Origin of the sequence: Devosia sp. ZB163, assembly GCF_028613635.1 — a bacterium.
Lineage (GTDB): Bacteria > Pseudomonadota > Alphaproteobacteria > Rhizobiales > Devosiaceae > Devosia_A.
This window is the reverse complement of the sequence record NZ_JAQRMY010000001.1, coordinates 960,164-984,680: the sequence shown is the minus strand read 5'-3', so window position 1 is coordinate 984,680 and position 24,517 is coordinate 960,164. Positions and strand designations below refer to the sequence as shown.

The following is a 24,517-nucleotide window of genomic DNA, read 5'->3' as shown; positions in this document are numbered from 1 at the left end:
ATGTCCCGGACGAGTAACAGTCTCCCCGCGTCCACTCGGAAATTCTGTTGCCCCTTTAAGCACCCCGATCATTCAACGGGATCAGTTAAACTAGGATTACCGTTACGCACTATTTGTCACATCCGGATATTTTCAGTCTCTATATGTATAGTCTGGTTAATATCGATGAACTTTTGACTCACAAGGAGTCGGCACGAGTCGTCGCGTGACTCTGAGCGAGTCAACCGAGGCCGGCAGCGAGTCGTCGATGACTGCGGCTGCTGAAGTATTACTGCTGAGTTCCACACAGGACGGGCGGATCACGACGAACGACAGGCCGCGCGCCGACGCTGCCGCAGTGGCGGGCCACGGATGCCTAGGTGCGGGAAACGGGGGAAGCGTCAGCTGACGAGGCGGACGGGGTCCGAGGTGACCAGCTGGGCTTCGATCTCGGGCCACATGCGCTCGAACGCGGCGACACAGGCGGGATCGAAGTGGGTGCCGGAGAGCGAGGCGACCTCGCGATAGGCGGCCTCGACGGGCCAGGCCTTCTTGTAGGGGCGCTCGGAGCAGAGGGCGTCGAACACGTCGGCGATAGCGACGATGCGCGCCTCGATGGGGATATCGGTGCCGGCGATGCGGCCGGGATAGCCGGTGCCGTCCCAGCGCTCGTGATGGCTCTGGGCAATAAGCTCGGCGGTACGGACGAGTTCGGACGAGCCCTTCTCGAGGATGCGGGCGCCGATGGTCACGTGCTGGCGCATGACGGTCAGCTCTTCGGCGGTGAGCTTGCCGGGCTTGCCGAGGACGGCGTCGGGGATGCCGATCTTGCCGATGTCGTGCAGGGGCGCGGCGAGATAGATCAGCCGGCAGCGCTCGGGGCTGAGGCCGAGGGCCCCGGCAATGAGCGACGAGATCAGCGCGACGCGCGAGACGTGGCCGCCTGTGTCGCCATCGCGGTACTCGATGGCGCGGGCCAGTCGCCAGATGATCTCTTCCTCGCGGTCGACGAGGTGGCGGGTGGCGCTCTCGACCTCGCGCGCCAGCCAGGCAGCGCGATCGGCGAGCTCGATCTGGGCCTGGCGCAGGGCGAGCAGGTTCTTCACGCGGGCCTGCAGCTCGGTGGAATCGAACGGCTTGTTGACGAAATCGGTGGCGCCGGCCGCGACGGCCTTGAGGCGCAGCGCTGGGGAAATGTCGGAGGTCACCATGACGATGGGGACCGAGCGATAGGCCGGCTCGGCGCGCAGGCGCCGGGTGAGCTCGACCCCGTCCATCTCGGGCATGACGTTGTCGACCAGCACCAGGTCGAACTGGGCGGCAGCAGCCGCGGCAAGTCCGAGGGACGGTCTGAGGCAGGTCTGGATCTCTATGCCGTCGAGGCTCCCGAGCACGTGGCCAAGGAAGGCCAGGCTCGACTTCGAGTCATCGACAATCAATACACGCACCGACGCCCCCGAGCGGTCGTTACATCACGCTGCCATCCAATCAGCGCCAAGTTAATAATATCAAAAGCCGCGCACGTAGATTGAGGCGGCGTGCTTTACAGGACGTAACTTGATTATACTTGGAAACGCCGGCGCTAGTCGCCGATCGGCTGCATGGGGCCGCCGGCTTCGAGGGTGTTGAGGCTCTGGCGGACGCGGCGGAGAAGCTCGAGGACCTGCGGCCCGACCGCCTCGGCGGCTGCCATGGCGAGGATGTCGACCACGGCGAGCATGGCGAAGCGGGACGACGAGGGCTTGTAGAGGTTCTGGTCTTCCTCGAAGACGAAGGGCAGCACGTGCTGCGCCGCATCGGCGAGGGGCGAGCCCGGCTTGGTGATGGCGATGCAGGTGGCGCCATACTGGCGGCCGATGACCACGGCATCGATCACCGAGCGGACCCGGCCGGACGTCGAGAAGGCGACGATGACGGTGCGCTTGTCGGCGACCGAGGCGCTCATCGATTGCAGTTGCGGATCGGCATAGGCGTTGCTGTTGAGACCAAGCCGGAAGAGGCGGTTCTGCAGCTCGACTGCCGCCATCGAGGAGTTGCCGCCGGTGCCGTAGACGATGACGCGGCTGGCGCCGGCGAGGAGTTCGCCCAGGACCGTGACGTCGGCCTGGGCCAGCGCGACGCTGATGAGGTCGAGCGCGGCATGGGCCCGGCTGCAGATGGTGGCGACGACCTGGTTGGACGTGTGCTGGCCGTCCGAAACGGACTCAGGGGCCCGCAGGTAGGCGCCGCCGATGGCGAGGGCCTGGGCGAGGTGCACCTTCATCTCGCGGGTGGAAGCAAAGCCCAGCGAGCGGGCGAGGCGCGTCACCGTCGGCTCGCTGACGCCGGCCCGGGCGGCAATCTCGGCGATCGGCGCCGTGGTGGCGAAATGGAGGTCGCCAAGTATCGCTTCGATGACCTGGATCTCGGCCCGGTGGCCCTCTTCGAGCCGCGCCTTCAGCCGCGCGATGATGTCGATGCGCGGAGACCCCTGCCCTTCCCCAGGTCGCCTGGCCATCACTGCACCGTGGCAGTCTCGGCGATGCGCTTGCCGGTGGCGCCGTCAAACAGGTGGATGTCCTGCAGTTCCGAACCGAGCCGGAGGACGCTGCCGGGGGCAGGATCGAGCCGGACGCGGAACACGCAGCGCACCTCTTCGCCGGCCACCCTGCCGATGACATGGGTCTCGGGTCCGGTCGGCTCGACCACCTCGACCTCGAGCGCGATCGGCCCGTTGTCGGCAAGCAGGTAGTTCTCGGGCCGGATGCCGACATCGACATGCGTGCCGTCGGCGGCCTCGACCGGGCGGACCGGCAGGACGCCGCCGTCCTTGAGTTCGACCACCGCGCCGCCGTCGCGACGGCGATAGGTACCGGAGATGAAGCTCATGGCCGGCGAGCCGATGAAGCTCGCGACGAACTTGTTGGCCGGGTGGTCGTAGAGCTCGAGCGGGGTGCCGATCTGCTCGATATGGCCGGCGTTCATCACCACGATGCGGTCGGCCATGGTCATGGCCTCGATCTGGTCGTGGGTGACGTAGACGATGGTGGTGCCCAGCTTCTGGTGCAGCGCCTTGATCTCGGTGCGCATCTGGACGCGCAGCTTGGCGTCGAGGTTGCTGAGCGGCTCGTCGAACAGGAAGACCTTGGGGTTGCGAACGATCGAGCGGCCCATGGCGACGCGCTGGCGCTGACCGCCGGAGAGCTGGCCCGGCGTGCGGCCGAGGTAATCGGTGAGGTTGAGGATCGACGCGGCGCGGCCGAGCGCCTTGTCGGTCGCCTCGGCGGGCTCACGGCGCATGCGCGGGCCGAAAGTGATGTTGTCGCGCACGTTCATGTGCGGAAACAGCGCGTAGGACTGGAACACCATGGAGATGTCGCGCTTCTGCGGCGGCACTTCATTGGTGCGCACGCCGCCGATGTCGAGGTCGCCACCCGAGATCTCCTCGAGGCCCGCGATCATCCTGAGCAGTGTCGACTTGCCGCAGCCGGAGGGGCCCACGAGCACGATGAACTCGCCATCGGCCACGTCGAGTGAAATGCTCTCGAGGACGGTCGTCGCCCCGTAGCGCTTCTGGATATTGCGCAGGCTGAGCTCGGCCATTTCCCGCTTTCTCCTCGTCCGGTATCGCCCCTGCAAGCTAACGTCATCATGTAATAAAGCAACACGTTTGTCACATTTCGCTTGAAAAAGTCGCGGATATGAAAAAATCTATCACACAGGCGAAAGGGGGAAGCACGTCTGCTCCGCCCCTTCGAAGCCTGAGTAGAGGAAGGGAAACATCATGTCCTTGCACTGGTTGAAAGTTGCGGCCGCTGGTAGCGTCGCCGCCATCGCGCTGGCCAGCGCTGCTTATGCCCAGACGGTGCGTGTCACCGTCGCCGAGTACAGCTCCAAGACCGGGGCGTATTTCGAGAAGGCCGCCGCCGAGTTCGAAGCCGCCAACCCCGGCACCGACATCCAGATCGAAGTCGTGCCGTGGGACGTGCTGCAGCAGAAGCTGACGACCGACATCTCGGGCGGCGCCAATGCGGATCTCGCCATCATCGGTACCCGCTGGCTGATCGACTACGTCTCGCAGGGCATTGCCGCCCCGCTCGACGGCTACATCACCGATGAGTTCAAGGGTCGCTTCATCGACACCTTCCTCAGCCCCTCGGTGATGGACGGCAAGACCTACGGCCTGCCGATCGCGGCTTCGGCCCGCGCCATGTACTACAACAAGGACCTGTTCGAGAAAGCCGGCGTCGGCGCGCCGCCCGCGAACTGGGACGAGCTCAAGGCCGCGGCCGAGAAGATCAAGGCCCTGGGCGGCGACGTCTACGGCTATGGTCTGCAGGGCAAGGAAATCGAGACCGACGTCTATTTCTACTATGCGTTCTGGTCGCAGGGCGGGAACCTGATCGATGCCGACGGCACCTCGGGTCTCGACAGCGAGGCGGCCTACAAGGCGGCCGAGATCTACAAGGACCTGATCGACTCCGGCCTCACCGAGCCGGGCGTGACCTCGCTCAACCGCGAGGACGTGCAGAACCTGTTCAAGCAGGGTCGCGTCGGCATGATGATCACCGCCCCGTTCCTGTCCAACCAGATCAAGGAAGAAGCTCCTGACCTGAAGTACGGCGTGGCCGCCATTCCGGCCGGCGCCAACGGCGACCGCGGCACCTATGGCGTGACGGACTCGATCATCATGTTCGAGAACAGCCAGAACAAGGACACCGCCTGGAAGTTCCTCGACTTCATCTTCACCACCGACAAGCGCGCCGAGTTCGACGCCAACGAAGGCTTCCTGCCGGTCAATGCCGAGGAAGCCAAGATGCCGATGTTCGCTGACAACGCGGACCTCAAGGAGTTCGCGGCGCTGCTGCCGGACGCCCGCTTCGCGCCCGTCATCGCCGGCTGGGAAGAGATCGCTGCCGTGACGTCCAACGCACTGCAGAAGATCTACCTGGGCGAAGGTGAGATCAAGGCGACGCTCGACGCCGCTGCCGCTGAGATCGACGGCATCATCGCCGCCAACAAGTAAGACAAGCCATGGCCGGGCTCCTCGGAGCCCGGCCGCTCCTTTCCGGCTCAACAGAGGTCTCCCCCCGCATGAACCGATCGATCTTCACCAACCCGTATGTGCTGATCGCTCCCGCGTTCCTGCTGGCCGCCTTCATCATCCTGTGGCCGCTGTTCCAGATCGGCGAAATCTCGCTCAGCAACGTCAACCGCTTCGGCCAGCTCAAGGGCTTCGCCGGGCTCGAGAACTTCGCGGCGGTCGTCTCGGACCCGCAGTTTCTCGCAGCGGGCTGGCGCACCGTGATCTGGACCGTCGGCATCGTCGCCGGCACGATCCTCGTCTCCATTCCGGTCGCGCTGATCCTCAACGAGGACTTCTACGGTCGCGGGCTGGCGCGCATCATCGTGATGCTGCCCTGGGCCGTATCGCTGACCATGACGGCCATCGTCTGGCGCTGGGCGCTGAGCGGGGAGAGCGGCATGCTCAACTCCGCGCTCAAGGGACTTGGGCTCATCGACCAGAACATCCAGTGGCTGGCGCAAGCCGCGACGGCCTTCCCGGTGCAGATCACCATCGGCATCCTGGTCTCCATTCCATTCACGACGACGATCTTCCTCGGCGGCCTCTCGTCCATTCCGGACGATCTCTACGAGGCGGCCAAGCTCGAGGGCGCGAGCGGCTGGCAGATCTTCTTTTCGATCACGCTGCCGCTGCTCAGGCCCTTCATCAACATCGCGGTGGTGATGAACACGATCAGCGTGTTCAACTCCTTCCCCATCATCTGGGCGACGACGCAGGGCGGCCCGGCGAACTCCACCGACATCCTCGTCACCTATCTGTACAAGCTCGGCTTCTCGTTCGGAAAGCTGGGCGAGGCCTCGGCCCTGTCGCTGATGATGTTCGCGCTGCTGCTGGTGTTCACCATCATCTATGTGCGACTGGCCATGCGGGGAGAACGGGCATGAAAATCAGCCGCAAACTGAAGCGCTCGATCCTCTCCTGGGTAGTGCTGTCGCCGCTCATCGTGGCGGTACTGTTCCCGTTCGCGGTGATGTTCATCACCGCCATCAAGCCGGCGACCGAAGTGCTGAAGCCGACATGGTGGCCGAGCACGCCGCAATGGCAGAACTTCATCACCATGTGGAACGCGACCAACTTCGGCGCGGCGCTGTGGAACTCGGTCTATGTCGCGGTGCTCTCGACGCTCATTTCGGTGTTCGTCTCGATCCCGGCCGCCTATGCGCTGAGCCGCTTCCGCTTCGCCGGCAAGGGGTTCGTGCAGCAGTTCCTGCTGGTGAGCCAGATGCTGTCGCCGATAGTGCTGGTGATTGGCCTGTTCCGCCTGCTGGTGGCGCTGAAGCTGCTCGACAACCTCAATGCGGTGGTCTTCGTCTACGCCACCTTCAACATCGCCTTCTCGGTGTGGATGCTGCAGAGCTATTTCTCGACCATCCCCAAGGACCTCGAGGAAGCGGCCTGGATGGAAGGCGCGACGCCCTGGCAGGCGCTGCGCAAGGTGTTCCTGCCGCTGGCGCTGCCGGCGATGACGGTGACCGCCATCTTCTCGTTCATCAATGCGTGGAACGAGTTCGTCATCGCGCTCACCATGCTGCGCAACCAGGCGAGCTACACGCTGCCGATCCAGGTGTTCTCGCTGGTCGCGGGACGCTACACGGTCGAGTGGCACCATGTGATGGCGGCCGCGTTCGTCGCCACCATTCCCGTCGCCGTGATCTTCGCCTGGCTGCAGCGCTACCTCGTGCGCGGGCTGGCTCTCGGCGCCGTCAAGTAAACCAACCCAACGGGTTCCCATGCGTATCTTCACTGCCTCGCTCGCCACCGAGACCAACACGTTCTCCCCCGTGCCGACGGACATGGCCTCGTTCAAGGGCACGTTCTATGCCGGTCCCGGCGAGCATCCGCCGACGCCGACGCTCTGCTCGTCGCCGGTGGTGATCCTGCGTGAGCGGGGCAAGGCGGAAGGCTTCACGGTGATCGAGGGCACCTCGACCTGGGCCGAGCCGGGCGGGCTGATCCGCAAGGACGTCTTCGAGGCGCTGCGCGACGAGATCCTCGGTCAGCTCAAGCAGGCGATGCCGGTGGACGGGGTGGTGCTGGGGCTGCATGGCGCGATGGTCGCCAACGGCTATGACGACCCGGAGGGGGACCTCCTGACGCGGGTGCGCGAGATCGTGGGGCCGGATGTGATCATCGCGGCCGAACTCGATCCGCACAGCCACCTGACGCCCAAGCGCGTCGCGGCGTCCAACATCCTCGCCAGTTTCCTCGAGTTTCCGCACACCGATTTCTACGAGCGCGGCCAGCATGTGGTCGACCTTGCGCTGCGCGCGGTGCGCGGCGAAATCCGGCCGGTGATCTCGACCTTCGACTGCCAGATGATCGGCGTCTATCCGACGAGCCAGGAGCCGACGCGCTCGTTCGTCGACAAGATGACGGGGCTGCAGGGCAAGGACGGGATCCTCTCAGTCTCGTTCATCCACGGCTTCATGGCCGGCGACGTGCCCGAGATGGGCTCGCGCATGATGGTGGTGAGCGACGGCGCGCCCGAGAAGGGCGCGGCGCTGGCCGAGGCGCTGGGCCGCGAGATGCAGGCGGTGCGCGGCAAGACGGCGATGCCGATGAAGGAAGTCGACGAGACGCTGCGCTACATCCGTGACGCCGGAGCGGGCGACAAGCCGTTCGTCGTCGCCGACATCTGGGACAATCCCGGTGGTGGCGTCGCGGGCGACAACACGGTGGCGCTGCGCGCGATCATCGCGGCCGGCTTCAAGAAGGTGGGCGTCGCGACGATCTGGGATCCGCAGGCTGCCGCGTTCTGCCTTGCGGCCGGCGAAGGCGCGGTGATCGACCTGAGGTTCGGCGGCAAGGCCGGGAACGTCTCGGGCGACCCGATCGACGCGCGGGTCGAGGTGCTGCGGACGACCGAGGCCGGCTGGCAATCGTTCGGCAAGAGCCAGGTGCCGCTCGGGGTCGCCGCCGTGGTGCGGATCGTCGGCACGGAGATCGACATCATCCTCAACACCAACCGCACGCAGACATTCGAGCCGGACATCTTCACCAACCTCGGCATCGCGCACTCCGACAAGGAGCTGCTGCTGGTGAAATCGACCAACCACTTCTATGCCGGGTTCAAGCCGGTCGCGCGCGAGGTGCTCTATGCCCGCGTCTCGGGCCCCTACCCCGACGATCCCCGGGTCACCAACTACCGCAAGCTCACCCGGCCGGTGTGGCCCCGCGTGGATGTGTTCGCGAAGGCCTGACGGAACCGGAACGGGCCCTGGCCATTGACGCGAGGTAGCGTCAACTCCCAGGGCTTTCCATGTCAGCGCCATCCGGTCCCGTCGACAAGCAGGGCATCGCCTTCGGCCCCCTGGGTGAAACCTGGGTGCACCTCTGCATCGACATGCAGCGCATGTTCGCGGAGGCGACGGACTGGCAGACGCAGTGGATGCCGATGGTGTTGCCGCAGGTGGTGCGGCTGGTGGAGCTTGCGCCGGAGCGGACGGTGTTCACCCGGTTCGTGCCCGCACTTTCGGCAGCGGACGCGCATGGCACGTGGCAGCGCTATTACCAGCGCTGGCCCGGGATGACGCTCGATCGGCTGCCGCCGGAACTGGTGAACCTGATGCCGGAGCTCGACGGCTTCGTGCCGCCGGCCCGCGTGCTGGACAAGCGGGTCTACAGCCCGTGGGCGGACGGCACGCTGCACGCGACGCTGCGCGGCCTCGGGGTCGACACGGTGATCATTTCGGGGGCGGAGACGGAAGTGTGCGTGCTGGCAGCGGTGATCGGCGCTATCGATCTCGGCTATCGCGTCATCATCGCGACGGACGCGGTGTGCTCGTCGGCGGACCAGACGCATGACGCCGCGCTCGAGGTCTACAACGGTCGCTTCGGCATGCAGGTCGAGGCGGTGACGGTGGCCCAGCTGATCGAGGCCAAGCTCGACGGGATGCTGTAGCGCCGGCGGGCGTGCCGCCGGCCTCGCGATTGGCGCCTCCCACCCACTTGAGGGGAGGGAACGAGGGTGGGGGGTGAAGTCGGCACCCGGACTCGCCTCGCCACCCCCACCCCCAGCCCCTCCCCTCAAGGGGGAGGGGAGCCAGATTCAGGCCGCGGGCGGGATGTTCTGGTTGAGGCGGAACAGGTTTTCCGGATCGTACTGGCGCTTGACGGCGCGCAGGCGGTTCCAGGTCATGTCCGGGTAGGCGGCGCGGATGCGATCGTGGCCTTCGGTGCCGAGGAAGTTCACGTAGACGCTGTCCTCGCCATTGCGGAGGGCAGTGATGCCCTGCTCGGCCCAGTAGTCCTGCGCCAGCGTCTCGGCCGGATCGGGATACATGGCGAGATAGCCCACGAGGACGCGGCTCTTGCGGTGGGCATAGGCGGTGGCCTCGGCGGGAACGCGCGCCGTGGCGCCGCCGAGCACGCGGACCTGGGCGACCTTCATGGGGGCGTCGGTCCTGTCGAGATGGGCGAGTATTTCGCTCGCCTGCGCGGTGTCGATACCCGCCGTGAAGAGGCTGCGGCAGGTGACCGACAGGCGCAGGGTCGGGTCCTCGGGGATGTACATGCTCGAGAGCGGCGCCGGGCCGACGAGGTCGGCCAGCGGGGTGGCGAGGGCGCGGAACGGCGCGAGGGCGCGCTCTGCGGCTTCGGCTCCGCCGGCATAGGCCATCATGCCCATCAGGATGGTCTGGCCGTGGAGGGCAGGCGGCAGGAAGGGCAGCGGCGGGGCCGGCATGACGTTGGCGATGACGGTGAGCTCGTCGGGCGCTGCCTCGGCGGCGGCCACGAACCCCGCCAGCACCTCGGCGGTGGCGGGCAGGATCAGCGGGCCGCCGATGAAGGACGGCAGCGGATGGATGCGGTACTTGAGGCGGGTGACGACGCCGAAATTGCCGCCGCCGCCGCGGATGGCCCAGAACAGGTCGGCGTGGTGATCGGCATCGACGACGAGGATGTCGCCATTGGCGGTGACGATCTCGGCGGCAAGCAGATGGTCGATGGTGAGGCCATGCTTGCGGGCGAGGAAGCCAACGCCGCCGCCCAGGGTGAGGCCGCCGATGCCGACGGTGGCGGCGTCGCCGAAGCCGATGATCATGCCGTGCTGCTGCACGGCCTCGGTGACCTCACCGGCGGTGAGGCCGGCTCCGCACCAGGCGGTGGCAGCCTTGGCATCGATCTCGAGGCTGTCGAGGTCGCGAAGATCGATGACGAGGCCGCCATTGCTGGCGCTGTGGCCGCCGATGCTGTGGCCGCCGCTGCGTACGGCGACTTCGAGGTCGGTGGCCTGGGCGAAGTTGAGCACGGCGGCGACATCGGCGGCGGTGGCGACGCGGATGACGGCGGCCGGGCGACGGCCGTCGAAGTTGCCCGCCGCCGTCAGGCGCACGGTGTCGTAATCGGCATTGCCCGGTGCGATCACCCGGCCGCGCAGGGCCGAGGCCAGCATGTCGATCTGATCTTCAAGCGGAAAGCGTTTGTCCATTCCCATAAACTCGCTGATGGCTCGTTGTGGGGCGGGCAAATATGCGCGGGCAAGTGAACCCGCTGTGAACGGCGCGGTCAGGCCCCGATCAGGATGAGCAGCGCGGAGCCGGCGACCGATTTGGGCGAGGTATCACGGCTGCCACGATGGCGTTCCACAGCGGGAGGTGATCTGTATGCGCGGCCGGTCGCTTGGGTTGTCGGCAGTCGGAAGCACAGGGCCAGAACCGTCGACATGCAGGTGTCGGGTAATCGGCACGACGGGTACGAATGCACATGCTGAAATTCTCTGCGAACCTCTCGTTCCTCTATCCCGAGTTGCCGTTCTTCGAGCGCTTCGCGGCGGCGGCCCGCGATGGCTTCAAGGCGGTCGAGTATGTGTCGCCCTATGTCGCGCCGGCTGGCGAGATCGCCGGGCTGCTGAAGACGAACGGGCTCGAGCAGGCGCTGTTCAACATGCCGGCGGGAAACTGGGGCGCGGGCGAGCGCGGCATTGCGTGCCATCCGGACCGGATCGAGGAATTCCGCGCCGGGGTGGAGGTGGCGCTCGACTATGCGCGCGTGCTGGGATGCCCGAAGGTGAACTGCCTTGCCGGGATTGTGCCGGCCGGTGTTGCGTCCGAGGTGCTGGAAGCGACGCTGGTGGCGAACCTTCAATATGCGGCGCCGCGGTTTCGCGAGGCCGGCGTGCAGCTGCTCGTCGAACCGATCAACCTGCGCGACATGCCGGGCTTTTTCGTATCGACCACCGACCATGCGGAGCGGCTGCTCGCGGCGGCGGGACCGGGGGCGTTCAAGATCCAGTACGACATCTACCATGCGCAGGTGATGCGCGGGGACCTGGTGCCGACCTACGAGCGGTTGCGCGAGCAGATCGGCCACATCCAGATCGCCGATACGCCCGGCCGGCACGAGCCGGGGACCGGCGAGATCAACTATGCGTTCGTGCTGAGCGAGCTCGACCGGCTCGGCTATGACGGCTGGATCGGCTGCGAGTACCGACCGCTTGGTGGCACGAGCGAGGGGCTCGGGTGGATGAAGCCGTACCTGCAAGCGGTGCCGGCAGCCTGACCGTCCCCTGATCGCCCCCTCATCACCGGGCTTGTCCCGGCCATGAGGGCGTTGCCGAGGCAGTTGTGGTGGGGTCTAGGCGGCGCGCGGCAGGGCGAGGCCGGCGGCGTCGAAGAGGTGGAGGTTTTCGCGCCTTATGGCGACGGGTAGCCGGTCGCCCAGCTTGTGCGGGGCCTTGCCGTCGGCCTTGGCGAGGAGCGTGCGGCCCGAGGCGAGACGGACATGGACGAAAATCTCGCTGCCCAGGTATTCGACCAGCGAGACGGTGCCTTCGGCCGTGAGTTCACCCTCGCCGCCGATGGCGACCTGCTCGGGGCGGACGCCGATGCTGACCGGCCCATCCGCGGCGGCGATCGGGAGCGCGCCGAGATCATCGAACGCGGCCGTGCCGGAAGTGGCGACGGCGTCGATCATGTTCATCTTCGGCGAGCCGATGAAGGTGGCGACGAAGCGGTTGCGCGGGAAGTTGTAGAGCTCGTAGGGCGTGCCGACCTGCTCGACATTGCCCTTGGACAGCACTGCGATACGGGTCGCCATGGTCATGGCTTCGACCTGGTCGTGGGTGACGTAGATCATCGTCGTTCCCAGCCGGTTGTAGAGGTTGGCGAGCTCGACGCGCATCTGGACGCGGAGCTCGGCATCGAGGTTGGAGAGCGGTTCGTCGAAGAGAAAGAGCTGCGGCTCGCGCACGATCGCGCGGCCGATGGCGACGCGCTGCTTCTGGCCGCCGCTCAGTTGCCTGGGCTTGCGCTCCATCAGTTCGCCGATCTGCAGGATGCGGGCAGCCTCGGCGACGCGGCGCTCGATCTCGGGGCGCGGCATCCTGAGGTTGGTGAGGCCGAAGGCGAGGTTCTTCCTGACGCTCATGTGCGGGTAGAGCGCGTAGGACTGGAACACCATCGAGAGGATGCGCTGGCTGGCGGGCACGTCGTTGACGATGCGGTCGCCGATGGCGATCGTGCCGTCGGTGATCTCCTCGAGCCCGGCGATCATGCGCAGCAGGGTGGACTTGCCGCAGCCCGAGGGGCCGACGAGCACGAGGAACTCGCCCGGTGTCACCTCGAGGTCGACCCCGTGGATGACCTCGAGGCCGCCATAGGCCTTGCGCACTTCGCTGAGCGTCACGCCCGCCATGGTCCGACTTTCTACTTGAGCCCGCTCATCGCGATGCCGCGGATGATGAGGCGCTGGAAGATGATGAAGAAGACGAAGATGGGCAGGATCGAGAGGACGCTCATGGCGAACATCTGCCCGTACTGGGTGACGCTGTCCTGGCTGTTGAACATGCGCAGGGCCAGCGGCACGGTGTAGTCCTTGACGTCGTTGAGATAGACGAGCGGCCCGAGGAAATCGTCCCAGGTCCAGATGAACGAGAAGATGGCAGCCGTCGCGATCGCCGGGATCGAGAGCGGCATGATGATGGCCCAGTAGATCTTGAAGGCGGAGCAACCGTCGATCATCGCCGCCTCGTCGAGCTCGCGCGGCAGCTGGCGGAAGAACTGCACCATGAGGAAGATGAAGAACGCGTCGCCCGCAAGGAACTGCGGGACGATCAGCGGCAGGTAGGTGTCGACCCAGCCCAGGTTGAGGAATGTCAGGTACTGGGGGATGAGGACGACGTGATAGGGGATCATCAGCGTCATCATCATCAGCGCGAACCAGATGTTCTTGCCGGTGAACTCGAGGCGGGCGAAGGCATAGGCCGCGAACGAGCAGCTCAGCACGTTGCCGATCACCGAGAGGACGGTGACGAAGAGCGAGTTGGCAAAGAAGGTCGAGAAGCTGACCGACATGCCGTTCCAGCCCGAGGTGTAGTTGTCCCAGCGGAACTCGGACGGCCACAGCGACAGATCGCCGAAGATCTGGTTGTTGGGCTTGAGCGAACTCGCGACCATCCAGAGCAGCGGGTAGATCATGATCAGCGAACAGCCGATCAGGAACAGGTGCTTGAGCAGCGCGGCGCGGCGGGCGCGCTTTGCCTTCTCCGCCCAGATGGCGCGGGCGATCTCACGCGTGTTCGAAAGCGGGGCGGCGGCGAGCGTGGCATCGGCCATGGTCAGCCCCTCTGGCTCTCGTAGTGGACCCAGTATTTCGAGGTCCAGAAGGCGATGGCGGTGAAGGCGGCGATGATGATCAGCAGCACCCAGGCGAGGGCGGAGGCGTAGCCCATCCTCAGGAACGAGAAGGCCTCGTTGAAGAGGTACACCGTGTAGAAGAGCAGCGAGTCGAGCGGGGCGCCGGTGCCGCCCGAGATGATGAAGGCGCCCGAGAAGCTCTTGAAGGCCTCGATCATCTGGAGGACCAGGTTGAAGAAGATCACCGGGGCGAGCAGCGGCACGGTGATGGCGAAGAACGTCCTGACCGGGCCGGCGGCATCGATCTCCGCTGCTTCGTAGAGATCCTGCGGGATGGCGCGGAGGCCGGCGAGGAAGATCAGCATGGGCGAGCCGAACTGCCAGACGGCGAGCACGACCAGGGTCCACAGCGAATAGTTGGGGTCGGCCAGCCAGTACGGCCCCTCGATGCCGACGGTGCGCAGCAGCGCGTTGATGACGCCGTCATAGTTGAAGAGCTGACGCCAGAGGATGGCGACGGCGATCGAGCCGCCGAGGATCGAGGGCAGGTAGAACAGCGCGCGGTAGAGGCCGATGGCGCGGATGCCCTTGTCGAGCACCATGGCCACGGCGAGGGCGAAGCAGAGCTTGGCCGGCACGCTGATGGCAACGAAGGTGAAGGTGACCGACAGCGCCTTCCTGAAGCGGTCGTCCATGGTGAACATGAAGACGTAGTTGTCGAGCCCGATCCAGCGCGGCGGGTTGATGACGTTGTACTTGGTGAAGCTCAGGTAGAGCGAGGCGAGGATCGGTCCGATGGCGAGGAGCAGGAAGCCGACGAGCCAGGGCAGGAGGAACGCATAGCCCGCGATGTTCCTGCGGATGAACTTGTGCATGCTCCCTGCCCCTCTGTTACGTCACCTCTCCCTTGGGGGAAGAGGTCGGCGCGCAGCGACGGGTGAGGAGGCCTTCCTCCAGCAGGGAGCCTGGTGCAAGGCCCCCTCACCCTGGCCCTCTCCCGCACAGGGAGAGGGGACGATGTGGCGAACACGGTGACCGTGTCCGCCTTTCGATGCGCTACGCCCGCATAAGGATTCCCTTGGCCTGGTTGAGGAAGTCGGCCGCCACCTCGGTGGGCGAGCGGCCGCCAATCAGCACTTCGACAGCGAGGCGTTCGAAGGTCTGCTCGATCTCGTTGGCGCCGGCGGGCGGCGGAGGTGCAAGCACGGCGGTCCTGCCCTGGATGCCGGCGAAGAACTCGACCGAGACGCGCTCGATGTCGCTGAGCTGCGGATCGAGCGCGGTGCGCACGTCGGCGTTGGACGGGATACCGCGTTCGAGGCCGAGCACCCTGGTCATGTCGAGATCGTTGACGAAGGCGCTCATGTAGGTAGTGGCCGCCTCGGGGGACGCGGAATCGCGGGTGAGGCAGACGAACTGGCTGGGCTGGATGATCGAGCCGGGCACCATGGCCGGGGTGTTGGGATACATGGCCGCCCCGATCGGGTCCTGCATCAGCGCCTGGGTGCCGACGAGCTGGTTGGACCAGGCATAGGAGGTGGCGGACTTGCCGGTGACGAGGCCGGTCTGGGCGAGGTCGGCGACGCCTGCGAGCCCGGCGGTCTCCTGCGCCGGCGGGGTGGCACCGGCATCGCGGATGGTCTTCCAGGTTGCCCAGTATTCCTCGACGATCTCCTGGGTCACCTGGTACTCGCCCTCGGGCGAGAACATCTGGACGCCCTTCTGGCCGACGAAATCGGAGAAGTTCTGGTAGTCGGCGGTGTTGTCGTCGGTGCCGGCGATGCCGGTCGCGTCCTTGACGGCCCTGCCGATGCGGGCGACGTCGTCATAGGTCCAGGCGAAGGGGTCGAAGTTCTCGCCGACCTTGATGCCGGCCGCTTCGTAGAGGCGCCTGTTGTACATGGCGACGTGCGAGTTGGCGCCGATCGAGAGGGCGTAGAACTTGCCGTTCACGGTGCCGGCGGCGATGGCGCTCTGGTCCATCTTCGAGATGTCGAGGGTCTTGCCGACATAGTCGTCGAGCGGCACCACGGCGCCGTTGGCGATGTACTCGAAGAGCACGCCGTAGCCCTGCTGGATGACGTCGGGCATGCTGCGGCCGGCGATCTGGGTGGTGAGCTTGGTGAAGTAATCGGCAAAGCCCAGCGTCTCGCCCTCGGCGGCGATCTCGGGGTGCTTGCCGTTGAAGATGTCGATGACGGCGAAGGTGCGCTTGTCGCGCTCGGGGTTGCCCCACCAGAAGTGGCGGACGCGGGCCTTGTCCTGTGCGAAGGCGCCGCCGGTCGCGGATGCGAGAGCCAGTCCCGCCGTCCCGGCGAGGAACGTCCTACGGTTCAGTGTAGTCATGGTCTCCTCCCTCTTGCGCTTGATGATCAGTACGTTGGTGGAACGAGACCGGGCGCATCGACGCTCACCAGCCGGCCCTCCTCCAGACACAGCCGCTCGTTGGCGGCCGCGTTGAACTCGATCCTCGTGTTGCCGAAGCGCAGGACGCCATCGACGCCGTGCGCCACCATGCCGATGAGGCTGCGCAATTCCCCCCGCCTGTCGGTGACGACGCGGACACCGCGGGGCGCCTCGAACAGCACCTTGCCGTCGCGATAGGCGATGCTGCCCTGCTCGGTGTTGACGAGCTCGAAGGCGCGGCCGTCGACGGTGCGGGCATAGCCTGTCTCGTGCACCTGGTCGCGATGCTCGATCTGTGCCGGCGTGAGGCAGGTAAACCAGAGCGTGCCGTCGGTGCGCGGCATGATCCCGCACAGGCGCTCGACGAAATCGAGCATGCACAGGATGGCCGGCGAGTAGGTCTCGGTGAAGCCCTCGCGGCCGGTGTGGGGATGCAGCGTCTGCGGGAAGCGCGTGCCGCGGAACAGCGCCGCGAGCGTCGGCTGCATCGCCCAGGTCAGCTCGACATGGCGGCCGTGATGCTCGAAGGCATGCGGCGCGCGGATGAGGCTGAGGAAGTTGGAGGGACCGGCCCAGCTGTTGTAGTCGTAGCCGGGGTCGTAGCGCGGATCGTCGAGGGCGATCGAGGTGAAGGGATACTTGGCGAAGAACTTGCGCGTGTTGAGCAGGTAGCGCTCGAGGATGCCGTCGAAGAACTCGCGGCTGCCGATCTCGGCGGCGACGACCCGGAGCAGCACGTCCGATTGCACGCGCACGAAGCGGTCCTCGGAATCGCGGTCGTAGAAGAAGCCGTCCTCGTCATCCCAGCACTGGCGGAAGAGTGCCCTTTCGCTGGCGAACGCCTTCTTGTGCCAGTCGCTGTCGGACTCGCCGAGGTCGGCGGCCATGGCGGCGAGGTACTCGCGCCCGCAGGCGACGGCGGCGGTGAGGTCCGGGGCGATGAAGGGCAGGATCGGATTGGCCGGATCGTGGCGCACGGGATCGTTGCGATGGGGGCTGTCGGGCACATGCCAGAAGCGCGGGGAGAGGTCGTGGCCGGTGTCATAGGCGCAGAAGGCCTCGACGGCGCCGGTCTGGCGCGTGTTGCGCCAGCGGGCGAGCCAATCGTCGTAGCGGGCCAGCGCGCCATACATCCGCTCGAGGAAGACGTGGTCGTTGCCGTGGAGCCGGTAGTGCGTCCACACCGATCGGGCCGGCGGGCTGACGAGCTGGATCTGCGAGAAGACGGGGCCGTCGTCGGTGAGCTTGTAGGGGAACAGGCCGTCGTCGCGCTGGCTGTCGGCGAAGGCGAGAAAGGTGCGCTCGGCGACGCTGGGGAGGAAGCGGCTCAACAGCTCGGCACTGATGGTGCCGGTGCTTTCGAGCCAGCAGCCGGCATAGATGCCACCCTCATGGAGGATGGGACCCGACGTGCCGGCCGGGCGGATGCAGGAGAGCAACTCGCGCACGGCCTGATCGTAGCGGGACTGCTGGCGTTCGGACGAGGAGACGAAACGCACGCCCGATGCCCGCCACTCATCGAGCAGCGCAGCATCGGCAGCCTCCGTCCGGGGGGCGGATTCGACGATATCTTCGGAACGTAGCCTCGCGAGCATAGCGAACCTTTCGCTTTGGGCACATTGGCCCGGTGGACGCCGCGTTGCCCGCGACGCCCGGATCTGGTGCAGTGTCAGGCGGCGCGGCCGGGTGGCAGGACGACTTCGCCGTGCGGGTAGACGAGACCGCGTCGCCGCGGGGGGAGGCGATCGAGCAGTTCCGGGCTCGGCCGGTAGTGCAGACGGAAATGGCCCCAGCTCGGCCCGTAGCGATAGACTGCGATACGGCGGTTGCCGGGGTTGGTGCGGCGCGCCGAGCCATGCGCGATGGCATCGACGAAGAGCAGCGCGTCGCCCTTCTCGAGGCGGCACTCGATGGCCTCCTGCTGGCCGGAATTGTCGACAGCGACATTGCCCCACCAGCCGCGGCCCTTGATCGACTTCGCGGCGTCCTCGATCTCGTCATAGGTGGCGTTGCAGGCGGCGACCTGCTGCGGGGTGAGCGCACCCTTGAGGACCAGGTATCCGTTCAGGTCGAACAGATACTCCTCCATGTCGGTCAGTGCGGGTTTCGCACCCACCTGCTGGTTCATCGACTGCGTCCTTCCAACGCCAAATCCACCTTTCCCTTCTCGGGAATTCGGTGCGGAGCGATGCGGAAGGAGTGAGGACACAACCTGCCAACAACCGGGACCGCGCGGTTGAACCTGGGATGGGTCCCACAGAAGGTCGCAACAAGCAGTGGCGGTTGGTCTAGCGGTCCGACCACAGAAGTTGCGCGTAGCGCACGCTTTACCGCATACCCCGGCTGGGCCGCCCGGTTAGTACCCTGGGCCCATGACGTGTCTCCGGCCGATCCTGGGGGATTTGTCCCTCTCAGAGAGGGCGAGTTTTCAACAGCGGCGGCGGCACTGTCAACGCAATTTGGAACGGTTCACACACCTACTGCGCGAAGCGGTAGCCGACACCCGGCTCGGTGCGGATAAGGGCCGGCTGGGCGGGGTCGCGCTCGATCTTGGTGCGCAGCTGGCCGATGAAAACACGCAGGTAGTGCACGTCCTCGACATGGGCCGGGCCCCAGACCGAATTGAGCAATTGCCGATGGGTCATCACCAGTCCGACGTGTCGCGCCATGTGGCTGAGGAGATCGTATTCCTTGGGCGTGAGATGGACCGGCTCGCCCTGGCGCAGCACGATGCGCCGAGCGAAGTCGATGCTGAGCCCGTCCGCCTCGAAGCGGCTCGCAGCGAGGCTGCCGGCATCGCGGCGGCGGAGCGCGGTCCGGATGCGGGCCAGCAGTTCGCCGATGCCGAAGGGCTTTTCGACATAGTCGTCGGCGCCGAGGTCGAGGGCCTCGATCTTCTCGATCTCCCGGTCGCGGGCGGAGAGGACGACGATGGGCAGCTTGCTCCAGCTGCGGAGCGAGCGGATCACGTCCTTGCCGTCCTTGTCGGGGAGGCCAAGGTCGAGAATGACGAGGTCGGGTGCGGCCGTGGCGACGAGCCGCTCGGCATCGGCTGCGGTGAGCGCCTCGATGGGCTGGTAGCCGGCAGCCGTGAGGGCGGGCTTGAGGAAGCGCTGGATCTGGGGTTCGTCATCGACGACGAGGATGCGACCTTCACTCACCGGCCGGCCCCGTTCTCGGCGGGGAGCCGGATGGTGAGGCGGGTGCCGCGCTTGCGGGCCGCGGGGCTCTCGGCCTTGAGCGTGCCGCCCATGGCCTCGATGAAGCCGCGGGCGATCGAAAGTCCCAGCCCCGTGCCGGCGGCGCGGCCATCGTCACGCGTGCGGCGGTAGAACTTCTCGAAGATGCGCTCGAGTTCCCCCGGTGGAATGCCTTTGCCCTGATCCGTCACCGAGATCACCACGTCCTTGCCCTCGCCTCGTGCGAACACTGCCACCGGCCCGTTCTCGCCGCCATATTTGCAGGCATTGTCGACCAGATTGAAGAGCACCTGGTGAAGCAGGTTGGCGTCGCCGCGGGCGGCGGGCAGATCGGGCGCGAGGCTGACCTCGAAGGTGTGGCTGGGATAGAGGCGGCGGGCGCGATCGATCGCGGTGTTCACGACGTCCCCGGCATCGAGGCCCTCGCGCCTCGGCTTGAGGGTACCAGCCTCGATGCGGGTCATGTCGAAGAGATTGGCAACGAACCGGCCAAGGCGGCCGGCCTCTTCCTCGATCGAAGCGAGGAGATCGGCACGGGTGTCGGCGTCCATGCGGTCGCCGAGTTCGCGCAGGCTGGAGGCGGCGCCGGAAATGGTGGCAAGCGGCGTCTTGAGGTCGTGCGACAGCGACGCGAACAGCGCCGAGTGGAGCTTTTCGCTTTCCTCGAGGGCGGCGGTGCGGATGTTCTCGCGGGCGAGGCGGGCACGGTCCATGGCGACGGTGGTCTGTTCCAGCACGCCGCGCACCACCTGCTCCTCGTGCGGGAGGAGCGGACCCTTGCCTGCATCCCGCTTCAGCCCGAGCACGCCGATGGCGAGCCGGCCCTGCATGACCGGACGAAACTGCCAGCCGATCTGGGGCAAGGTACCGGTCGCCTGACCGGCCGGTTCGCGCTTGTCGAAGGACCAGCGAGCGGCAGTGAGATCGGTGGAATCGAGGGTGAGGTCGGGCGGCCAGATGCTGCCGACCGTCAGCTCGCCTTCCTCGATAACGAGCAGGCTCGCTCCCATGCCGAGCGCTCCGTAGAGATGGGCGGTCGTCGCATCGAGGACGGTATCGAGGCGCGTCGAGCCCGAGAGCTTGCGGCTGAAGTCGTTGAGGATCTGGGTCGCGCGCTCCTGGCGGCGCGCGCGTTCGGTCTGCTCGCGCAGACGCCCCGCCAGTTCACCGGCGAAGATGGCGGCGGTGAGGAAGATGACGAGGCCGAACAGCTCGTGCGGCGCGGCCACCGTGAAGGTGAAGAGGGGATCGATGAAGAAGAAGTTGTAGGCGAGGAAGGCGAGTGCCGAGGCGATGATGGCCGCCAGCCGCCCGTTGAATACGCCGCAGACGACCACGGCCAGCAGGTAGAGCAGCGAGACGTTCTGCAGCGGTATGAAGGCGGTCAGCGACGTGCCGATCAAGGTCGCCAGCGTTACTGCGCCAATGGCCGTGGCCAGCGTGATGAGCCAGCGGCGCGTGGAGCGCGAGGCAATCGAGAACCCGGCGAGCGCCAGTTCGTCCGGCTCCTCCTCCTCGCCGGCGACGATGTGGACATTAATGTCGCCGGAGCGCGCCAGCAGCTCATCCGGCAAGGCGCGGCGGGTCAGTCGGGCGAGCAGCGAACGGCGCGGGCGGCCGACGACGATCTGGGTGATGTTCTCGCGGCGGGCGATGCGCAGGATCTCGGTGACGAAATCCTCGCCGGTGGCCCTCAGCGTGGTGGCGCCAAGCCGCTCGGCGAGCCGCATGGTGGCATCGAGGCGTTCGGCGGCGGCGATATCGAGGGGATCATCCGGGCCGCTGAGGGAGACGACGGTCCAGGGCGCGTTGAGGCCGGAGGCGAGACGGCTCGCCGTGCGTACGACGCGCTCGGACAGTGCATCGCCACCGACGAGGACAAGCAGCCGCTCGGCCGTCGCCCATGGCCCCTCGATGGCCCCCTGGCGCAGCAGGTCGACCATCTGGTCGTCGACCCGGTCGGCAGTGCGGCGCAGGGCGAGTTCGCGCAGGGCAGTGAGATTGGCGGGGCGGAAGAAACCCTCGATGGCGCGCTTGGCGTTCTCGGGCAGGTAGACCTTTCCCTCCTTCAGCCGCTCGATCAGTTCGACGGGGGGCAGGTCGACGAGGATGACTTCGTCGGCCTTCTTGAAGGCGATGTCGGGGACGATCTCGCGCACGTCGACGCCCGAGATGTGGGCGACGAGATCGCTGAGGCTTTCGAGATGCTGGATGTTGAGGGCGGTCCAGACATCGATGCCGGCGCCGAGCAGTTCCTCGATGTCCTGATACCGCTTGGGGTGGCGGCTGCCTTCGGGATTGGAGTGCGCCATCTCGTCGACGACGAGGAGCTGGGGCTTGCGGACCAGCGCGGCGTCGATGTCGAACTCCTCGAGCTGGTGCCCGCGATATTCGACGGTCCGACGCGGCAGGACCTCGAGGCCTTCGAGCAGGGCCGCCGTCTCGGCCCGGCCATGCGTTTCGACCAGCCCGATGACAACGTCGATCCCGGCGGTCTTGAGCCGCCGGGCGCGATTGAGCATCGAGTAGGTCTTGCCGACACCGGGCGCGGCGCCGAGGAACACGGTCAGCTTGCCGCGCTGCCCCGCGGCGCTCAGCGCCAGCAGGGCATCGGGATCGGGTCGTCGCTCGGTGTCGTGTGCAACCATCAGTTCGCCGGGCTGGAGGCCAGTGCGTCGAGCGCCAGGTTGAGCTTCAGCACGTTGACCCTCTCTTCGCCCAGGAAGCCGAACAGCGGGGTCTCGACGGACTGCTCGACCAACTGGGCTACCCTATCGTCCGGCAGCGCGCGCGCCGCAGCGACGCGGGCCACCTGCAGCCGAGCATAGGCGGGAGAGATGTCGGGATCGAGTCCCGAGCCCGAGGCAGTGGCGGCGTCGGCGGGCAGCGGAGCGGAAATGCCGGAGTCCCGCAGCGCGGCGACGGTCTCGGCGGTCCGGTCCTTGAGCTTCTGGCTGGTGGGGCCGAGGTTGGAACCCGACGAGGCCATGCCATCGTAGCCAGCGCCGGCGGCCGAGGGGCGCGGCCAGAAGTAGCGGGGCTCGCTGAAGTTCTGGCCGACCAGGGCGGAGCCGACGGCGACCCCCTCCCTGACGATCAGGCTGCCATTGGCGGCTGCCGGGAAGGCGGTCTGGCCGATGCCGGTCATGGCGAGGGGATAGGCGAGGCCGAGGAGCAGGGTGAACAGCGCGGTCATGGCGATGGCGGGACGAATGGACTGCAGCATTTTGTTGCCTCACACCAGATGGAGAGCCGTGACGACAATGTCGACCAGCTTGATGCCGATGAACGGCACGATGAGCCCGCCGAGCCCGTAGACGAGCAGGTTGCGGCGCAGCAGGGCCGCGGCGCCGACCGGCTTGTAGGAGACGCCGCGCAGGGCGAGCGGGATCAAGGCGACGATGACGAGCGCGTTGAAGATGATGGCCGAGAGGATCGCGGACCTCGGCGAGGTCAGGCCCATGATGTTGAGGGCGTTGAGCTGCGGGTAGGTCACCACGAACAGCGCCGGGATGATGGCGAAGTACTTGGCGACGTCGTTGGCGATCGAGAAGGTGGTGAGCGAGCCCCGGGTCATGAGGATCTGCTTGCCGATCTCGACGATCTGGATGAGCTTGGTGGGCGAGGAATCCAGATCGACCATGTTGCCGGCCTCGCGGGCGGCCTGGGTGCCGGTCTGCATGGCGACGCCGACATCGGCCTGGGCGAGCGCCGGGGCGTCGTTGGTGCCGTCGCCGGCCATGGCGATGAGCCGGCCGCCCTTCTGCTCGGTGCGGATGTAGTCGAGCTTCTGCTCGGGCGTGGCTTCGGCGAGGAAAGTGTCGACACCGGCCTCCGAGGCGATGGCGGCGGCAGTGATCGGATTGTCGCCGGTGACCATCACGGTCTTGATGCCCATGGCACGCAGTTCGGCGAAGCGATCCTTGATGCCGGGCTTCACGACGTCCTTCAGATGCACCACGCCGAGCAGCCGGTTGCCGTCGGCGACGCCGAGGGGGGTGCCGCCGGTGCGGGCGACGGCCTCGACCGCGGCGTTGAACGCCTGCGGGGCGTTGGCGGCGGCGAGGCCGGCGAAGCGAAGGATCGCATCCACCGCGCCTTTGCGGAGCGAGCGGGGGCCGAGGTCGACGCCCGAGATGCGGGTTTCGGCGGAGAAGGCGATGGGCTTGCCGCCGAGCGCGATGACATCCCGTTCGGCGAGATCGAAATCAGCCTTGGCGAGGGCGACGATCGAGCGGCCCTCGGGGGTCTCGTCGGCGAGGCTCGCGAGTTGGGCCGCCTCGGCGAGGTCCTTCTCGCTGACGCCGGGGACGGGCAGGAATTCTGTCGCCATGCGGTTGCCGAAGGTGATGGTGCCGGTCTTGTCGAGCAGCAGCGTATCGACGTCGCCGGCGGCCTCGACGGCACGACCGGAGGTGGCGATGACGTTGAAGCGGATGAGCCGGTCCATGCCGGCGATGCCGATGGCCGAGAGGAGGCCACCGATGGTCGTCGGGATGAGGGTGATGAAGAGCGCGGCGAGCACGGTGATGCCGACGATGGTCCCCGAATAGGCGGCGAGGCCGGAGAGCGTAGCGACGGCGATGAGGAAGACCAGGGTCAGGCCCGAGAGAAGGATCGAGAGCGCGATCTCGTTGGGCGTCTTCTGGCGCTTGGCGCCCTCGATGAGCGCGATCATGCGGTCGACGAAGGTTTCGCCGGGCATGGTGGAGATGCGCACCTTGATCCAGTCCGAGAGGACGGTGGTGCCGCCGGTGACCGCCGAGCGGTCGCCGCCCGACTCGCGGATGACGGGAGCGGACTCGCCGGTGATGGCGCTTTCGTTGACTGAGGCGACGCCCTCGACCACTTCGCCGTCGCCGGGGATCATGTCGCCGGCTTCGACGAGGACGACGTTGCCGATGCGCAGGTCCGTGGCGGGGACGGTGTCGTAGGCCATCCCCTCCCCCGATTTCAGCCGCTTGGCGACGAGCTGCGACTTGGTGCGCCGGAGGCTGTCGGCCTGCGCCTTGCCGCGGCCTTCGGCGACGGCTTCGGCGAAGGTCGCGAAAAGCACGGTGAACCAGAGCCAGGCGGCGATCTGGCCGGAGAAGGCAGCTTCGGATGGCACGCTCAGCAGATCGCGGACGAACATGATGGTGACGACCACGGCCACGATCTCGGTGACGAAGATCACCGGGTTGCGGACCAGCTGGCGCGGGTCGAGCTTTCTGAAGGCGCCGATCAGGGCCGGCCCGAGGAGGGCCGGGTCGAGGATCGAGAGGGTTTTCGCTTTGGTGGCCATTTTGAAC

The 24,517-nt window shown here is 66.7% G+C and carries 20 protein-coding genes; 6 read left to right on the top strand and 14 right to left on the bottom strand.

All coding sequences use genetic code 11. The features are described 5' to 3' along the window. Nucleotides 1-380: 380 nt before the first annotated feature. The 3 genes from PRN20_RS05070 to PRN20_RS05060 form a co-directional block, all read right to left on the bottom strand. Complete coding sequence (locus PRN20_RS05070) at nt 381-1,427, bottom strand: HD domain-containing phosphohydrolase (protein WP_273955983.1); 1,047 nt, start codon at nt 1,425-1,427, stop codon at nt 381-383. A 134-nt stretch (nt 1,428-1,561) separates the two neighbouring features. After that, nucleotides 1,562-2,476, bottom strand: a complete 915-nt coding sequence (locus PRN20_RS05065) for a MurR/RpiR family transcriptional regulator (protein WP_273955982.1) — start codon at nt 2,474-2,476, stop codon at nt 1,562-1,564. Further along, on the bottom strand, nt 2,476-3,561 hold the full coding sequence (locus PRN20_RS05060) for an ABC transporter ATP-binding protein (RefSeq protein WP_273955981.1): 1,086 nt from the start codon (nt 3,559-3,561) through the stop codon (nt 2,476-2,478). The genes PRN20_RS05065 and PRN20_RS05060 overlap by 1 nt, the downstream gene beginning before the upstream one ends. Before the next feature lie 181 nt (nt 3,562-3,742). On the opposite strand from PRN20_RS05060, the gene PRN20_RS05055 reads away from it, so the two are divergent. From PRN20_RS05055 to PRN20_RS05035, 5 genes are all read left to right on the top strand, one after another. Next, the gene (locus tag PRN20_RS05055) at nt 3,743-4,984 is read left to right on the top strand and encodes an ABC transporter substrate-binding protein (protein WP_273955980.1); all 1,242 of its coding nucleotides are present in this window, start codon (nt 3,743-3,745) and stop codon (nt 4,982-4,984) included. Between the two features lie 68 nt (nt 4,985-5,052). Continuing rightward, nucleotides 5,053-5,928: a carbohydrate ABC transporter permease gene (locus PRN20_RS05050; RefSeq protein ID WP_273955979.1), complete on the top strand. Its 876-nt coding sequence runs from the start codon at nt 5,053-5,055 to the stop codon at nt 5,926-5,928. Then, nucleotides 5,925-6,755: a carbohydrate ABC transporter permease gene (locus tag PRN20_RS05045; RefSeq protein WP_273955978.1), complete on the top strand. Its 831-nt coding sequence runs from the start codon at nt 5,925-5,927 to the stop codon at nt 6,753-6,755. Before PRN20_RS05050 ends, PRN20_RS05045 begins: the two co-directional genes overlap by 4 nt. A gap of 19 nt (nt 6,756-6,774) precedes the next feature. Beyond that, nucleotides 6,775-8,244, top strand: coding sequence for a M81 family metallopeptidase (locus PRN20_RS05040; RefSeq protein WP_273955977.1), 1,470 nt, complete (start codon nt 6,775-6,777; stop codon nt 8,242-8,244). Between the two features lie 59 nt (nt 8,245-8,303). Next, complete coding sequence (locus tag PRN20_RS05035; RefSeq protein ID WP_273955976.1) at nt 8,304-8,945, top strand: cysteine hydrolase family protein; 642 nt, start codon at nt 8,304-8,306, stop codon at nt 8,943-8,945. Between the two features lie 147 nt (nt 8,946-9,092). Here the strand turns inward: PRN20_RS05035 and PRN20_RS05030 are convergent, their stop codons facing one another. Further along, nucleotides 9,093-10,475, bottom strand: coding sequence for an FAD-binding oxidoreductase (locus tag PRN20_RS05030; RefSeq protein WP_273955975.1), 1,383 nt, complete (start codon nt 10,473-10,475; stop codon nt 9,093-9,095). A 275-nt stretch (nt 10,476-10,750) separates the two neighbouring features. Here PRN20_RS05030 and hyi point away from each other — a divergent pair, with 275 nt between their 5' ends. Beyond that, nucleotides 10,751-11,545, top strand: a complete 795-nt coding sequence (gene hyi / locus PRN20_RS05025; protein WP_273955974.1) for a hydroxypyruvate isomerase — start codon at nt 10,751-10,753, stop codon at nt 11,543-11,545. A gap of 75 nt (nt 11,546-11,620) precedes the next feature. Here hyi and PRN20_RS05020 read toward each other — a convergent pair whose 3' ends face one another. The 10 genes from PRN20_RS05020 to kdpB form a co-directional block, all read right to left on the bottom strand. Then, entirely contained in the window at nt 11,621-12,679 is a 1,059-nt protein-coding gene (locus tag PRN20_RS05020) for an ABC transporter ATP-binding protein (protein ID WP_273955973.1), read from the bottom strand. An 11-nt stretch (nt 12,680-12,690) separates the two neighbouring features. Next, a complete protein-coding gene (locus tag PRN20_RS05015) occupies nt 12,691-13,599 on the bottom strand; it encodes a carbohydrate ABC transporter permease (protein WP_273955972.1) in 909 nt (302 codons plus the stop codon). A 2-nt stretch (nt 13,600-13,601) separates the two neighbouring features. Beyond that, complete coding sequence (locus PRN20_RS05010; protein ID WP_273955971.1) at nt 13,602-14,495, bottom strand: carbohydrate ABC transporter permease; 894 nt, start codon at nt 14,493-14,495, stop codon at nt 13,602-13,604. A gap of 181 nt (nt 14,496-14,676) precedes the next feature. After that, nucleotides 14,677-15,966: an ABC transporter substrate-binding protein gene (locus tag PRN20_RS05005; RefSeq protein WP_273955968.1), complete on the bottom strand. Its 1,290-nt coding sequence runs from the start codon at nt 15,964-15,966 to the stop codon at nt 14,677-14,679. A gap of 26 nt (nt 15,967-15,992) precedes the next feature. After that, nucleotides 15,993-17,621 carry an MGH1-like glycoside hydrolase domain-containing protein gene (locus tag PRN20_RS05000; protein ID WP_273955967.1) on the bottom strand — a complete coding sequence of 543 codons (1,629 nt, stop codon included), beginning with the start codon at nt 17,619-17,621 and terminating at the stop codon, nt 15,993-15,995. 74 nt (nt 17,622-17,695) lie between these two features. Then, the gene (locus PRN20_RS04995; RefSeq protein WP_273955966.1) at nt 17,696-18,154 is read right to left on the bottom strand and encodes a hypothetical protein; all 459 of its coding nucleotides are present in this window, start codon (nt 18,152-18,154) and stop codon (nt 17,696-17,698) included. A 349-nt stretch (nt 18,155-18,503) separates the two neighbouring features. Beyond that, nucleotides 18,504-19,187, bottom strand: coding sequence for a response regulator (locus tag PRN20_RS04990; RefSeq protein ID WP_273955965.1), 684 nt, complete (start codon nt 19,185-19,187; stop codon nt 18,504-18,506). Further along, nucleotides 19,184-21,874 carry a sensor histidine kinase gene (locus tag PRN20_RS04985; RefSeq protein WP_273955964.1) on the bottom strand — a complete coding sequence of 897 codons (2,691 nt, stop codon included), beginning with the start codon at nt 21,872-21,874 and terminating at the stop codon, nt 19,184-19,186. The genes PRN20_RS04990 and PRN20_RS04985 overlap by 4 nt, the downstream gene beginning before the upstream one ends. Then, on the bottom strand, nt 21,874-22,452 hold the full coding sequence (kdpC, locus tag PRN20_RS04980; RefSeq protein ID WP_273955963.1) for a potassium-transporting ATPase subunit KdpC: 579 nt from the start codon (nt 22,450-22,452) through the stop codon (nt 21,874-21,876). The genes PRN20_RS04985 and kdpC overlap by 1 nt, the downstream gene beginning before the upstream one ends. A gap of 9 nt (nt 22,453-22,461) precedes the next feature. Beyond that, nucleotides 22,462-24,510 carry a potassium-transporting ATPase subunit KdpB gene (gene kdpB, locus PRN20_RS04975; protein WP_273955961.1) on the bottom strand — a complete coding sequence of 683 codons (2,049 nt, stop codon included), beginning with the start codon at nt 24,508-24,510 and terminating at the stop codon, nt 22,462-22,464. Between the last annotated feature and the right edge of the window lie 7 nt (nt 24,511-24,517).

Excerpts from the sequence above, each read along its gene's own strand:
- PRN20_RS05065 (WP_273955982.1), bottom strand. The coding sequence starts at position 2,476 with ATGGCCAGGCGACCTGGGGAAGGGCAGGGGTCTCCGCGCATCGACATC.
- PRN20_RS05060 (WP_273955981.1), bottom strand. The coding sequence starts at position 3,561 with ATGGCCGAGCTCAGCCTGCGCAATATCCAGAAGCGCTACGGGGCGACG.
- PRN20_RS05055 (WP_273955980.1), top strand. The coding sequence starts at position 3,743 with ATGTCCTTGCACTGGTTGAAAGTTGCGGCCGCTGGTAGCGTCGCCGCC.
- PRN20_RS05050 (WP_273955979.1), top strand. The coding sequence starts at position 5,053 with ATGAACCGATCGATCTTCACCAACCCGTATGTGCTGATCGCTCCCGCG.
- PRN20_RS05045 (WP_273955978.1), top strand. The coding sequence starts at position 5,925 with ATGAAAATCAGCCGCAAACTGAAGCGCTCGATCCTCTCCTGGGTAGTG.
- PRN20_RS05040 (WP_273955977.1), top strand. The coding sequence starts at position 6,775 with ATGCGTATCTTCACTGCCTCGCTCGCCACCGAGACCAACACGTTCTCC.
- PRN20_RS05035 (WP_273955976.1), top strand. The coding sequence starts at position 8,304 with ATGTCAGCGCCATCCGGTCCCGTCGACAAGCAGGGCATCGCCTTCGGC.
- PRN20_RS05030 (WP_273955975.1), bottom strand. The coding sequence starts at position 10,475 with ATGGACAAACGCTTTCCGCTTGAAGATCAGATCGACATGCTGGCCTCG.
- hyi (WP_273955974.1), top strand. The coding sequence starts at position 10,751 with ATGCTGAAATTCTCTGCGAACCTCTCGTTCCTCTATCCCGAGTTGCCG.
- PRN20_RS05020 (WP_273955973.1), bottom strand. The coding sequence starts at position 12,679 with ATGGCGGGCGTGACGCTCAGCGAAGTGCGCAAGGCCTATGGCGGCCTC.
- PRN20_RS05015 (WP_273955972.1), bottom strand. The coding sequence starts at position 13,599 with ATGGCCGATGCCACGCTCGCCGCCGCCCCGCTTTCGAACACGCGTGAG.
- PRN20_RS05010 (WP_273955971.1), bottom strand. The coding sequence starts at position 14,495 with ATGCACAAGTTCATCCGCAGGAACATCGCGGGCTATGCGTTCCTCCTG.
- PRN20_RS05005 (WP_273955968.1), bottom strand. The coding sequence starts at position 15,966 with ATGACTACACTGAACCGTAGGACGTTCCTCGCCGGGACGGCGGGACTG.
- PRN20_RS05000 (WP_273955967.1), bottom strand. The coding sequence starts at position 17,621 with ATGCTCGCGAGGCTACGTTCCGAAGATATCGTCGAATCCGCCCCCCGG.
- PRN20_RS04995 (WP_273955966.1), bottom strand. The coding sequence starts at position 18,154 with ATGAACCAGCAGGTGGGTGCGAAACCCGCACTGACCGACATGGAGGAG.
- PRN20_RS04985 (WP_273955964.1), bottom strand. The coding sequence starts at position 21,874 with ATGGTTGCACACGACACCGAGCGACGACCCGATCCCGATGCCCTGCTG.
- kdpC (WP_273955963.1), bottom strand. The coding sequence starts at position 22,452 with ATGCTGCAGTCCATTCGTCCCGCCATCGCCATGACCGCGCTGTTCACC.
- kdpB (WP_273955961.1), bottom strand. The coding sequence starts at position 24,510 with ATGGCCACCAAAGCGAAAACCCTCTCGATCCTCGACCCGGCCCTCCTC.